Genomic DNA, 13,338 nt, shown 5'->3' with positions numbered 1-13,338 from the left:
GATACTATAGCATATTCTAAAAAAACAAACATATTTTATCAATAACTTTAGATAGTGTCAAGAGTTAATAAAGAAAATGCTCTCTCATCAATCCCCAAAGGGGAGGCTACAAACGGAAAGAAAGGGGTTGTTGTGGATGATTCAGTTATGTTTCAATCCCCAAAGGGAAGGCTACAAACCCGTAGATAGTTTGAAAAAAGCCGCAAGGAACAAATGGTTAAGTTTTCAAGCTGCTGTAGGTTATTTCTATTATACCCCACAAAAGCTTGAAAGTCAACACATTACAGAAATTACCTTTTGCTGTCGTCCCCCGGGGGTTTTTAGGGGAGATTACAGGTCGACAGCAATTGGAAAATACAAAATAAAGTATTGGCTTATATTTCAAGATACAAATGGCAATCTACCATAATATAGCAATACATAAAAGGTAATATACAGATGTAATAGTAATAATCGCAAAAGGTCTTCGCATAAATTATGATTTGTTTGAGCTAATAGATTGAAAAAATATAAAATCGAAGCTGATAATTACTCTGCCTCTGAACACCTATATCCTGATGATTTAGGTGAAGATGGACGGAGCAGCGGTAATTAATGACTGATTTCAAAAATTTTTGTTCGCTAAAATAGGAGTGTATTTTTTATATGAAGGATATATAATATTTTTAGATGATAATAAATTAAATGGGAGAGATTAAAAATGGAAGGAATAAAAATTGAGATAGAACTTCCAAAGGAAATATTAAACTACATTTCTCTAAATGAAATAACCAACGATAAGGTATTAAAAGAGTTGATTATCTATAAATTGATAAAAGATGAGAAGATTTCGTTTGGTAAGGGAGCAGAAATTTTAGGTATGTCAAAAATTGAGTTGATTAAGGAACTAAGTGAATATGGTATCAATTATTTTGACCAATCAATTGAAGAAGTGATAGAGGACAAGAATGCAATCGAGAAAATGTAGGTGATAGAATGTGATAGTAGTTTCTAATACCACACCTATAATAGTATTTGCGAAACTGGAGAGATTAGATATTTTAGAAAATTTGTTTGGTACTGTATATATTTCTCCAAGTGTTTATCACGAACTTACGTACAGTTCAAAGTTTGAGGAAGAAAAAGGTAGAATAATGAATGCTGCATTTTTAAAAATTAAAGAGTTAAGAAATGAATTTGCAGCAGAAATCTTGCAAAGAACACAGGCCATCGATAAAGGAGAAAGCGAAACCATTATATTGGCAAAGGAATCAAATGCGGATTTATTAATAATGGACGAGAAGAAAGGAAGGAGTGTTGCCAAACTATTGGGGCTGAGACTAACAGGTTCCTTGGGAATTTTATTAAAAGCAAAAGAAGTTGGGCTTGTTAGTCAAATAGAACCGCTTATAAAAAAGTTGATTGAAGAGAACATAAGAATTTCTCCTCAACTTGTTGAAGAAATTCTAAAACAAGCAAAAGAAAAATGAGAGTTTAAAAAAGGCAGCGTCAAGAATAATTTGACGACTGCTTTTTTCATTTTCCACACTGAAACCATAAAAATAACTTTTATTATTAATACTTCCAATACACAAGCAATAAATCTTTTGTTCTAAATTCCTCTCACCTCAATCACCACTTGGGAAGGCTAAACTCTCTCCTTCCCCCTCAATCTCCGAAAAGAAGGCTATAAAACGCTTTTTCAAGCCTTCAAACTCCAAAAAGGAGGGCTAAAACCCCCTCCTCAATCCCCAAAGGGGAGGCTACAAACCCTCTCTGAGTACCAGGTATTTTGGAATTTGTAGAGTTTCAATCCCCAAAGGGAAGGCTACAAACCCATAGATAGTTTGAAAAAGCCGCAAGGAACAAATGGTTAAGTTTTCAAGCTGCTGTAGGTTATTTCTATTATACCCTAACATATCTTGTAATTAGATACATATTAAAGGTTGCATTTTGTTTTTCCAAATTATTATACTTTTATACTTATTTAATTAGAATAAAATATATGCCATTAATGCCAAAACTGAATAATAAAAAATTGCCAACCAATAATTAATAAAAATTTAACTAAGAATTTGATATTTGATTTTGAATACTAATAATCATAATCCCAGGGCATTGTAGTCGTTATTATGAAGACTAGTCCCGTTGTACAGAACTTTGAGTAAATTTTCTGTTTGAAAAAACCATTTATTTTTTTTTCTCTGTAGTTTGATATCTTTATTAGTTATCAAACTAAATATTGAGCTGCTCAAAATTTTCAAGAAATCGTGAATTCCATTGATGTCGAGGACTTCATTTGGAGCAGGTCTTTCTTCATTTGGCAAGAAACTTAAAGCTCTGCCTAACTCCAGAATCATTTCAGCTTCTTTTGGTTCAAATATTTTTTCCCCACATTCATAACAAACATAAGCATGAACACCCTCTATTTTGAAAGTGTATTCTCCCCATCCGCTTTCAACATTTGTTATTTCTTTCTTCATTTCTGCTCCACAAAAAAAGCATTTTTTACTCATTTCCCCTTTTTCCTCCTCTTCAATATTCCATTACACACTTCCCATATTTCATCTTTTGTTCTACAAACAGTTACAACCATTGGGGGATTACAAGCTGCTACAACAACGTAAATACCAGGTCTATCAGAACTTTCCTGAAACAAAACGTGTACATCTTTAAAAAAATCTTGTATTTCAATTGTTTCCCCTTTTATAATACAGTCTTTTATTTCTTCAAGAGTTATTTTTCTTTCCTTCATTCTTTGCAAAGCATGTGCTGATAATGTAAACATATCCTTTTTGAAGCATTCTTGAATGTACTTTATTACTAAACGCTTCATAAATTTTTATTATCCCCTTTCATTATACCACCACTAAAAAATTTATAAAAGCAAAAGATAACAAATCTTCTCTTCTTCTCAATTCCTAAAGGGGAAACTATAATCCATGAACCGCATATAGATTTCCACAGAAAGGTTGTAAACTCTTTCTCCATTCTCAATTTTCCAAGGATAGGCTACAAACAATTCTTACTCCTCAATCCCCAAAGGGGAGGCTACAAACCCCGTAGATAGGTTGAAGAAAGCCACAAGGAACAAATGGTTAAGTTTTCAAGCTGCTGTAGGTTGTTTCTATTATACCCCACAAACTCTTGAAAGTCAACACATGCAAGAAATTACCTCTTGCTGTCACCCCCCGGGGGTTTTTGGGGAGATTACAGGTCGACAGCAATTGGTAAATACAAGATTTGGCTGTATGTGAAAATACAAAGCACACAAATTGAATTGCAATATATTAGCAATACAAAAATGACAGGAAATAGAACAGAAAACGTTAATCATATTTTATATTCACATAATTTTTACATTTTTATTAATAAGTTAAACAAAATAAAAGATGCAAAATAAAAATTGAGCCAGCATGAAAAAAGTCAGTCTAATCAATTTGTAAGGATAAAGCAGAATATAACCATACCTGCATTTGATTATTCAACAGTTTATTTTGATTTAAATTGTAAGAAAAGGGCTATCCAACTATCGTTTTGGACAACCCCCTAACTATTTTATGTTTAAACCATCTCAATTTACCATGGATTTTCTCAACTCTTTAACTTTTTCAATCTGAAGTTCTGTAAGTTCTGCAACCTCTTCATCGTTAAAACCCTTTTGTATTAACCTTTTCGCAAACTCGATTGTTGCTTCAAGTTTCCCTTCAAGTTTACCTTCAAGTTTACCTGCCAAAAAATCTTTTGTTTTTGCCTCATCCAAAAGTCTTGCAACATTTGATATAAACTCACCCATAGCCTCCACTCCCTCCTGTTTTACCCTTTTTGCAATCTCATCATACTCTGAGTTTTGCTCTTCAGCCAGCCTCGGTCTTATAATATGATACGACCACTCCAAAAATCTGTCTACATTCTTTTTACTCAGCTTCTTTAAGTTCTTCTCAACTTCCAAAAGCCTTCCTATAAGCTCACTCCTGTCTTCTCTTGCCTGCTCAAGATAAAACACTATCGGTGTCAGCACATCCTCTTCTCTTTCTAAAAGCTTCTTCACATCAAGCTCTATTATGTCAACTACTCTGTACCTGAATACATCATCCTTGAATATGTCAAACGCTTCCATAAGGTCTGTTGATACATTCCATCTCTCACCTATTCCGTTGTACACAACTATCGGTATAATTGCCGGCAGGATTTGTACCCCTTTTCTTATTTCTTCTGCCCATAAACTTATCATGTACTTTAAAATCTTTTGCTGCATCTCTTTTTTTACCTTCGACTGGTTCTCAATCAGGATATAAAAATATACTTCTCTATCCTTTAGTTTTGCTTTTGCTACAACGTCAGCTTCAACCTGCGAAAACTGCTGGGTGACATAGTTTGTCTTGACAAGCTCAATTGTGTCTTCTTCAATGCTGTCTGCCCATGTATAGTGCAGTATGTCTTTTACCAGCAAAAGTATTTCCTCTTTGCCTGCAAACAAAAACTTGAACGTTGTATCGTGCTCTTTTGGTGGTAATTTCTCGCACACAGTTTTTTCTCCTTTTTCTCAGGTTGTATATTTTTCTGTACACTTTTATTATACCACACTAAAAAAACAAAAAAATACTTTGCTAAATACAGTTCCCAAGAGATGGCTTACCCTCTTCTCTTTTCAATCCACAAAGGGGGATGCTACAAACTGGAGTTTATGACAAGTATCTCACCTTATGCGGGTTTCAATTTCCAAAGAGGAGGCTACGAACATACCTATTAAGACACCTAAAGCAAAATCAGAATGGCTTTCAATCCCCAACTGGAAGGCTATAACTCCTCTCCCTCCTCAATCCCCAAAGGGGAGGCTACAAACAATGAATTGGTGGAAAGTGGCACTGTTTATAGTGCCGTTTCAATCCCCAAAGGGAAGGCTACAAACTCTGTAGTGCTTGACAGGTCAACGCCTCCTATCGCAATTTCAATCCCCAAAGGGAAGGCTACAAACCGCCGAGAGTGAATTGCCAGAAGTTTTGGACGAGGTGTTTCAATCCCCAACGGGAAGGCTACAAACCCGTAGATAGTTTGAAAAAAGCCGCAAGGAACAAATGGTTAAGTTTTCAAGCTGCTGTAGGTTATTTCTATTATACCCCACAAACTCTTGAAAGTCAACACATGCCAGAAATTACCTTTTGCTGTCGACCCCCGGGGGTTTTTGGGGGGATTGCAGGTCGACAGCAATTGGTAAATACAAGATTTGGCTGTAACTGTTCATTCTAAGTACACACATTGATTTGTAATATAATAGCGATACAAAAATAGCATAAAATAGAAATAGAAAACATTTATCATAATTTATCTTCGCATAATTTTTAAATTGTTATTATTATATTGATGGTGTTGCATTGCTTGTTTACAATTTAGCTTATTTTGGGAAATTAATAAGTATTAGATTTTTCATTTCATTTGCAAAATCCAAAAATCTCTCTGTAAATCCAGATTTACTAAATATAACATAATACTCCTTGGTTTTATTTTTCACATTTACTTTACTTGCTTTTTGTTTGAGAGAATAAAACAGGTCAATATCTACTTTAGCATTTGTATATTTGCATTCCCCGTACAGTATAGAACCAGAAGTTTGGTCTATTCCCACAATGTCAATTTCATTATCTTTGTCCCACCATTTCCCAATCTTATTCACTTTTAAAGGCAATTCATTCCTATATGATAGTTCTGACACATATTCTCTGCAAATATCTTCGTACACATAACTTATGTGTTCAGTCACAATTCTTCTCTTTATATTTTCCAAAACAAATTCCACATTATCAAGTTCTAAATCTTCTTTGTAAGGATAAACAAATTTGAACCAGAAGCTTAAAAAGTTGTCGTTGATAAAATATAAGCCCTTTTTACTTTTTTCAGGATATTCTTCAGTCACAGGAGTTTCTCTGCGGAGTATATCTAAGTCTATCAAGTTACTTATATACTTTGTCAGTCTTGTCTGGGGAACAGAAAGGTTTTGAGCTATTTGGTGAAGCTTATGATTACCCAAAGAAATAATTTTAATGAGAGAAAAGTAAGTACCAATATCTTGAATTTCTCTTTCAAGCAAAAACAAAGGCTCTTCATATAAAAAACTTTGCTTGTTTAAAACGTTTTCTCTTATAGATTCAAAAATATCATCCCTGTAATTAAATACTTCTAAATACTTTGGAACACCTCCCAAGATGGCGTAAAGCCAGATAAGTTCATCTTCTGTTGACTGTGGGAAGAACTCTTTCAAATATTTGAATTTTAAAGGTTTCAACTTTATCTGCCCCGTCCTTCTTCCATACAAAGGGCTGGAGTAGTTCAAAACTTGTTGTTCCATCATATTAACAAGGGAACCACAAAGAATTAAAAAGAGGTTTTTTTCTTTTAACCTTTTGTCCCAAATTTTTTGTAAAATTGATGCAAAAGACGAGTTTACTTTGCAAAGGTATTGAAATTCATCAATAACTATAACTACTTTTTCGTTTTTAATGTTATTAGCTATAAACCCAAAAATTTCCTCCCACGTAATATTTTGAACCTTATCTAACAGGCTATTATTAAAAAATTTTGCAACCAGAGTTTTGAAATTATTGATATTTTGACTTTCAACTTCTTCGGTGGCCAAAAAGTATATTGCTTTTTTGTCTTTTATGAACTCCTTTATTAGGGCAGTTTTGCCAACCCGTCGTCTTCCATAAATAACAACAAAAGCTGAACCGTTTTGGGAAAATTGGTTTTCTAAAAACCGTAGCTCAACTTCTCTATCCACGAATTTTTTCAATATTTTCACCTCAAAATTATTATACCACAAATTATTATACTTTAAAGTATTCAAATAGATATAAAGATATTTACCACAGAAAAAGAATGTACGAAAACACTAAGGAGAAAGTTATAAAAAGAGTTGAGGCAGCCACCATCCTGTTTGATATAATTAAAAAGAGAGGCATCTTTTAGACAAAGAAAGTCTCCCGTTCCACTATAAGCAAAATGCTTGATGGGTATAATTGAAAGTTCACATAGAGCGGATGATGAGTATTTTTTGATGATTCATGTTAAAAGATGCAAAACAAAAGATGAATTTATCCAAAGAGCTCAAAGATGGCAAGATACATGGAATTTCTTCAGGCCTCATAATGATAAAAGAATGAATGGGAGAACACCACGTGCCTTCAATCCTATCTTGCAAGGTATGCAGCTATGATAGAAAATGAATACCCTAAATCTTCTATACTAAGTTAACAAAAAAAGGAGTTGAAATATTTTGTAGTAAACATTATAATTTTTACATAATTATTTGAGAAAGTTTACAGCTTCTTTATATAGTTAAAAACTTTAATAAATCTATTGAGATATATTAAAAATTTTTGTTAAAATATACTTGTACTTTCTTAATTCTAAGGGACTATGAACTTATGCACAGAGGTTGAGAGCCCCTTGGTGGGATTCGCTCACTGCAAGACTAAAAGTCTTGTATAGTTAGACGCCAAAATAATGGTGTGCATAAGGGAGTTAACCAATCAAGAATTAGAAAGTATTCCCCAAAGCGTTTGCAGAGGGGATAGAGGGTGTGGGGTTACACCCAGTTAGGTTGAATGTAGCCTAACAAAGAATAGTGTTTAATAAAATTATGAATAGTTTTTAATACTTTAAACACTATTCATAACCTAAGGGGGAAAGTAACCATGAGAAAGAAAGCCGCCTTTGTATTATGTATTTTCCTTTCAATTTGCCTTTTAACTATTTTATATTCAAGTTCCACAGGAAATGCGCAATCTAACAAAACAGCGTTTAATATTTCCTTGAAAGATGCGTTAGATAGCTTAAATAAAGCATCTAAAGTTAGGTTCAAACAAACAACAGTGATAACTCCTCAAAGTTATGAGCTTGGGTTGTTGAGTTATCAGGAAGAACTGATTCTGGATAGGAAAAATAATCAATTTTATATCATTTCACAAACGGATGATACTATCTATTTTGTGAGGGATAAAAAACTTTACATAAAAAGTCCAGCAGATTCTTTTATTATTTGCGAAGTTCCAGAAAATAGCCAGATATATAAGTTATTTTTTGCTTCTTCAGGACTGTCTGAAATAAATCCAGTTTTTGAGAAAAGAGAGAAAAAGATTTATGAGCTCGTTTTAAAACAAAAAACAGTAGTTGAAGAGACCTATTTGAATACCAACAACACAAAAATCCCTGTATACAAGGTCAAGGTCCAAGTACCTGCTAAATATTTTGAAGGTGTTATGAAAGAGTATTTAAAGTCGTATTCTCTTGAAAGGCTAAAGATTTTAAATCCTAAATATTCATCAAACGATGTGAAGACATGGGAAAAACAGCTTGACATGTATTTAGCTCAATTTAAATTCAGCGATCTCGTTTATGTATACTTTATTGATAAGAAAGACAAAAATATACGCTTAATTGAGTCTTTCTATACCATAAATGTAAGCAATCAGCCATATCTGATTAAATCATTATCAGAAGTTCTCGAAAGTGGCGAAAAAGTAAAAATTCCTCAAATAGATGAAAATATGATTGAGACGCTCCCTGACATCAATATTGAGGGAAAAGGCTTAAGCTCTTAGAAAATATATAAAGCAGCTTGGTATTGCAGGACATTTGTTGCGGTAGATAGGACACTTCCATCGTCAAAAGTGTGTAGCAGATGGGCTATATTTACCGAGAGTTCAAATTATCAGAGCAGATGTGGGAATGTCCTGTATGTGGAGCTATTTTAGTTTACCATTTTCTAATGCTTATATAATTAGAGCACAAAAGAGAAATAAATTTAAAAAAAGCCACAGACGTTGAGAAGTTCACAACATCTGTGGCTTTGCTTTTTTGTACGTTCTTACTGTTGAGTAGTGTAGGTACTCTCTGTTGTTGTGCTGTTTTCAGTAGACTGGCCTTCTTGAGGGTTTTGCTGAACATTTTGCCCGGAAGAAGGTATCTGTTCTTCTTGGGATGAAGACTCTTGCTGCGATGTATTGCCTTCCTGCGGTACAACCACCTCTTGCGGTGCTTTGTGAATATCACAATATTCTGTGGGTGCCTGGTACATATAATCATCAGGTGGTACAACTGAGGAGTTTTTGCTTGGCCAAATAGGATTATCTCTTTTTATAAATACCTTTTCGATTGTAGTTGGACAGTACTGTGTTGCAAGCTTTTTAGACTCTGTACAAACTTTGAGTTTTACATGCCTGTCGCAGTACTCTGTTGGTTCTGTTCCCTCGGCAAATATCTCTTTTATAACCTGGCTTCCGCGGGGGTCTTGTTTGCAAAGGCTTGTTGCAAGTTTCCCAGACTCTTTGCAGATGTACCTCTCAACAATCCCGGCAGGTCTTAAAAACTCCGGGCTTACACCCTTTTTGCTAACAACCTTATCCATTATTCCCTTGAAGATTTTCAAAGCTGGGTTTGTGCCGGTAAGATAGTTCAAAGCAACAGGCTTGTCTTCTCCAACCCATACGCCAAGCGCATAGTTTGGGGTGTATCCCACAAACCATCTGTCTTTGCTATCATCAGTGGTACCGGTTTTCCCTGCAACAGGGTATGAAAATCTGACGCCAACTGTTATCCTTGCGGTGACAACGCTTTGCAACATATTTGTAAGTATATATGCATTCTTTTCGTCCATCACTCTTCTTTTATAGGGCGTTCTTTCAAATATTGTGATACCGTTTTTGTCTTCAATTTTTGTTATAAAATATGGCTTTATATACACACCACTGTTGGCAACTGCGGCAAACGCGGCAGTCAGCTCAATGGGTTTCACACCATAGGTAAATCCACCAATTGCAATTGAAAGACTGTTCATATCCTGCGGAGCTAAGGTGGTGAACCCAAACCTTTTTAAGTTCCTGTAGACATTTTGAATTCCCAGATTGTATGCAACCTTTACAGCAGGGACGTTTGCCGACCACTGCAGAGCTTCTCTTACTGTCATAAACCCTTTGTATCCACGCTTGCCAGACACAACATTGCTTTTATACCAGTTTCGCGGTGTGTAGCCACCAATGGAAAAAGGTACATCGTCTATAACAGTTGCAGCAGTATATCCATTTTCAAGCGCAAGAGCATAGTCAGCAATTGGCTTTATGCTAGATCCCGGCTGGCGCACAGACATTGTTGCGCGGTTTAAAAGCCGCACGCCTTTTAAATTTCCTCTTCCGCCCATGATACCTTTCACAGCACCTGTTCTAAAATCAATCAAAACAGCTGCTGCCTGTGGCTGCGGTACGCCGGATGCATCGTAGTGTCTTATCTTTGGCATGATTGACGGGTCTGAAAAGACATCTTCCATTGTGCTTTGTATAGCTTCGTCCATTGTTGTATAGATTTTAAGCCCGCCACCATAGATTAAGTTTTCTGCCTCATCCTCGGAAATTCTTTTCTTTTCAGATAGAATTTCAATGGCTTCATCAATCACAGAGTCAACAAAGTACGGATGTTTGTATGCGTTTTGAGCAGATATATCTTTTTTTACATAAACAAGAGGCTGATTTTTTGCCTCTAAGTACTCTTGTTCGGTTATATATCCAAGCTCAAGCATCTTCTTGAGAACAACTTCCTGCTTTTTCTTTGCATGGTCTGGAAATACATAAGGGTTGTAATATGAAGGGTTTTGGGTAATTCCTGCAATGAGAGCGCACTCTGCCAAGGTCAGCTGCGATACATCCTTTCCGAAATAGGTGTACGCTGCCGCCCCAACACCGTATGCTCCGCTTCCAAGGTTAATTGTGTTGAGATACTCTTCCAAAATCTGTTCTTTTGTCCATCTTTTTTCAAGCTGGATGGCAAGGTACTGCTCTTGAATCTTTCGCTTGAAGGACTTTTCAAAGGTTAAAAGTTTGTTTCTTACAAGCTGCTGGGTGATTGTACTTGCACCTTCTGAAAGAGAGCCGGTTTTGATGTTTTTGAATATTGCACCGAATATTCTTTTGATGTCAATCCCGTTGTGCTGCCAGAACCTCTCATCCTCGATTGCAACAAAAGCGTTTATAAGGTTTTTTGGAATCTTGCTGTACGGCACTCTTATTCTGTTTTCATTCCCATGAAGCCGGGCAATTTCGTTTCCGCTCTGGTCGTAGACAATTGTTGTCTGGCTATCTGCTGAAGAGGTTATGATATCCAGAGCGTTTGGCGGTATTGCCTTTATGTATCCTGTGACCATTCCAAAACCGGCACCGATTAAAACTGCCATGCTTGCAATCAAAAGCACAAGAAGAGTTCTTACAAAGCTTTTGAGAAAAAGCCTAAACGGCGTTTGTTTTTTTACTTTTTTATTTTTGCTTTGCAACGAATATTCCTCCCCTCTTTCCTTATTCAATTATACCACAAAAATAAATATGTATACCATTCTGGGAAAAGGTGGATGGAAATTGACTTTTAAACCTGTTTAAAATGTGGTATAATAAAATCAATACCGGCAAAGTAGATAGAAATACTCAAAATTTTCTTTATGACAGGAGAGAGCCGATAAGATGAAAGTGAGAGATATTTTAGAAAAAGCGTGTCATGAGAATATTCTTACAAAGGATGAAATAAAGATTTTGCTGATGGCAGAAGGTGAGGATAAAGATCTTCTTTTTAAAACAGCAGACAGGGTTAGGAAAGAGCATGTTGGTGACGAGGTCTTTTTAAGAGGGCTTATTGAGTTTTCAAGCTACTGCAAAAACGATTGTTTTTACTGTGGCCTGAGACGAAGCAATAACCAAGCTCAGCGATACAGAATGCAGGAAGATGAGATAGTAGAGGTTGCAAAAAGGGCATATCAAATGGGATATCGAACGGTAGTTCTACAGTCTGGTGAGGATATGTATTACAATAAAGACATGCTGTGTTCAATCATAAAAAAGATAAAAAGCAGCGTGGATGTTGCTATAACCCTTTCGATTGGTGAAAGGTCATATGATGAGTACAAAGCTTTCAAAGATGCTGGGGCGGACAGGTTTTTGATGAGGTTTGAAACTTCAAACAGGCAGCTATATGAAAAATATCATCCCGGAATGAGCTTTGAAAACAGGATAGAATGTCTCAAATGGATCAAAAGCCTTGGGTATGAGCTTGGGACAGGTTTTTTGATAGGCCTTCCGGGGCAGACTATTGATGATTTGGCACAGGACATACTTCTTGTAAAAGAGCTGGATGCAGATATGATAGGCATCGGACCTTTTATTCCTCATCCGCAGACGCCTCTAAAAGATGCAAAGGAAGGGTCGGTTGATTTGACACTCAAGAGCATTGCCATTTTGAGGCTTTTGATTCCAGATGCCAATATTCCGGCAACAACTGCGCTTGGCACTTTAGACCCTCTTGGAAGACAAAAGGGACTTATGTGCGGTGCAAACATTGTGATGCCAAATGTAAATGACCTCAAGTACAAGCTCAAATATGAGCTATATCCTGGTAAGATTTGCATAAATGAAGATGCGACAAAGTGTAGAGGCTGTATTGAGTCAATCATTGTTTCGCTTGGAAGAAAAGTAGGACAGGGGAAAGGTCAGAGCAGGCACTACAAAAGAGCTGCTGCGTCTTAAAATTCCATTGATTTTGCTTTGGCTTTGCTGTAGACTAATAGGTATAAATTAAGAATGTGGGTTTGTTTTTTTTGCAGCCGAAAGGGAGTTTGGAATGTCTATGAAAAGAGGTAAAGACAATACCAAAAAAGTTTGGCTTGTGGTTTTGATCGTGGCAGTATGTGCTCTTGGTATTTTGGCTGGATATTACATGGCAGGACATTTTGCTAAAAAACCTGCTACTGTCGACCAAACTTTACAGGGAAATAAGCCGTCCCAGCAATTGCAAGAGGAAAATGACCAGAACGCAACCAGCCAAGCGCAAAAGGAGCAGACTACAAACTCGCAGCCATCCGAACAGCAACAGCAGGATACAACCATTTCATCAGAGGTTTACAAAGCTTTTGCAAGATTTGATGGCGGTGTTGATGCACATACTATACAGCTTTCGCTTCTTAATACTGAGTTTGACTACAAAGAATTTGAGATTGATGAGAAGGTCAAAAAAGGGGTAGAGCTTTCAGAGGGTGAGATTGTTGAAATTGACTTTGAAAAACCTCAAGATGATGGCAACCCCCGAATTGTAAGCTTAAAAAAGCCTGACAAGGTGACTCTAAAGGGTAAGTTTGTGGGGCTTGCAGACAACAACTTTGCAGAGTTTGTGTTTGACCAAAAACATGTTGTTCTGCAGATAAGCAATGTTGCAGACAAGGTCTCTTATCTTGATGAAAATACCGATGTTGAGGTTACTTTTAAGACAAATCAACAAAATCCCCAGTCAAATCCGGTTGTTGAGGATATAAAGGTTCTGAAATGAAAAGGG

10 protein-coding genes and 1 pseudogene are annotated in these 13,338 nt (G+C 36.1%); 6 read left to right on the top strand and 5 right to left on the bottom strand.

From position 1 onward, the window contains the following. The first annotated feature begins 700 nt into the window (after window positions 1-700). Window positions 701-967, top strand: a complete 267-nt coding sequence (locus OTK01_RS12850) for a UPF0175 family protein (RefSeq protein ID WP_029228515.1) — start codon at window positions 701-703, stop codon at window positions 965-967. A 10-nt stretch (window positions 968-977) separates the two neighbouring features. Then, window positions 978-1,469, top strand: coding sequence for a PIN domain-containing protein (locus OTK01_RS12845; RefSeq protein WP_029228514.1), 492 nt, complete (start codon window positions 978-980; stop codon window positions 1,467-1,469). Window positions 1,470-2,081: 612 nt separating this feature from the next. Here OTK01_RS12845 and OTK01_RS12840 read toward each other — a convergent pair. The 4 genes from OTK01_RS12840 to OTK01_RS12825 form a co-directional block, all read right to left on the bottom strand. Next, entirely contained in the window at window positions 2,082-2,495 is a 414-nt protein-coding gene (locus OTK01_RS12840) for a YgiT-type zinc finger protein (protein ID WP_029228513.1), read from the bottom strand. Continuing rightward, on the bottom strand, window positions 2,492-2,815 hold the full coding sequence (locus OTK01_RS12835) for a DUF4258 domain-containing protein (RefSeq protein WP_029228512.1): 324 nt from the start codon (window positions 2,813-2,815) through the stop codon (window positions 2,492-2,494). The genes OTK01_RS12840 and OTK01_RS12835 overlap by 4 nt, the downstream gene beginning before the upstream one ends. A gap of 738 nt (window positions 2,816-3,553) precedes the next feature. Next, the gene (locus tag OTK01_RS12830; protein ID WP_269011619.1) at window positions 3,554-4,507 is read right to left on the bottom strand and encodes an Rpn family recombination-promoting nuclease/putative transposase; all 954 of its coding nucleotides are present in this window, start codon (window positions 4,505-4,507) and stop codon (window positions 3,554-3,556) included. Between the two features lie 867 nt (window positions 4,508-5,374). Continuing rightward, window positions 5,375-6,769 carry an ATP-binding protein gene (locus tag OTK01_RS12825; protein WP_029228508.1) on the bottom strand — a complete coding sequence of 465 codons (1,395 nt, stop codon included), beginning with the start codon at window positions 6,767-6,769 and terminating at the stop codon, window positions 5,375-5,377. A gap of 204 nt (window positions 6,770-6,973) precedes the next feature. Between OTK01_RS12825 and OTK01_RS12820 the strand changes: the two are divergent. Continuing rightward, a pseudogene (locus OTK01_RS12820) lies at window positions 6,974-7,153 on the top strand (IS481 family transposase); the annotation flags it as partial. A gap of 520 nt (window positions 7,154-7,673) precedes the next feature. After that, window positions 7,674-8,579, top strand: a complete 906-nt coding sequence (locus OTK01_RS12815; protein WP_029228506.1) for a hypothetical protein — start codon at window positions 7,674-7,676, stop codon at window positions 8,577-8,579. Window positions 8,580-8,845: 266 nt separating this feature from the next. Here OTK01_RS12815 and OTK01_RS12810 read toward each other — a convergent pair whose 3' ends face one another. Next, window positions 8,846-11,296 carry a transglycosylase domain-containing protein gene (locus OTK01_RS12810; protein WP_029228505.1) on the bottom strand — a complete coding sequence of 817 codons (2,451 nt, stop codon included), beginning with the start codon at window positions 11,294-11,296 and terminating at the stop codon, window positions 8,846-8,848. A gap of 184 nt (window positions 11,297-11,480) precedes the next feature. On the opposite strand from OTK01_RS12810, the gene hydE reads away from it, so the two are divergent. Then, on the top strand, window positions 11,481-12,536 hold the full coding sequence (gene hydE, locus OTK01_RS12805) for a [FeFe] hydrogenase H-cluster radical SAM maturase HydE (protein ID WP_029228504.1): 1,056 nt from the start codon (window positions 11,481-11,483) through the stop codon (window positions 12,534-12,536). Window positions 12,537-12,630: 94 nt separating this feature from the next. After that, window positions 12,631-13,332 (top strand): hypothetical protein, encoded by a 702-nt coding sequence (locus OTK01_RS12800; RefSeq protein ID WP_029228503.1) that lies wholly within the window; start codon window positions 12,631-12,633, stop codon window positions 13,330-13,332. Window positions 13,333-13,338 lie beyond the last annotated feature (6 nt).

This window comes from Caldicellulosiruptor acetigenus (genome assembly GCF_026914305.1).
In the GTDB taxonomy this organism is placed as follows: Bacteria; Bacillota; Thermoanaerobacteria; order Caldicellulosiruptorales; family Caldicellulosiruptoraceae; genus Caldicellulosiruptor; species Caldicellulosiruptor acetigenus.
Note: the sequence above shows the minus strand (reverse complement) of the source record. Positions and strands in the feature narration are given on the sequence as shown.

Bases quoted from the DNA above. Each gene is read 5' to 3' on its own strand.
- hydE (WP_029228504.1), top strand. From the start codon at position 11,481: ATGAAAGTGAGAGATATTTTAGAAAAAGCGTGTCATGAGAATATTCTT.
- OTK01_RS12835 (WP_029228512.1), bottom strand. From the start codon at position 2,815: ATGAAGCGTTTAGTAATAAAGTACATTCAAGAATGCTTCAAAAAGGAT.
- OTK01_RS12840 (WP_029228513.1), bottom strand. From the start codon at position 2,495: ATGAGTAAAAAATGCTTTTTTTGTGGAGCAGAAATGAAGAAAGAAATA.
- OTK01_RS12815 (WP_029228506.1), top strand. From the start codon at position 7,674: ATGAGAAAGAAAGCCGCCTTTGTATTATGTATTTTCCTTTCAATTTGC.
- OTK01_RS12800 (WP_029228503.1), top strand. From the start codon at position 12,631: ATGTCTATGAAAAGAGGTAAAGACAATACCAAAAAAGTTTGGCTTGTG.
- OTK01_RS12850 (WP_029228515.1), top strand. From the start codon at position 701: ATGGAAGGAATAAAAATTGAGATAGAACTTCCAAAGGAAATATTAAAC.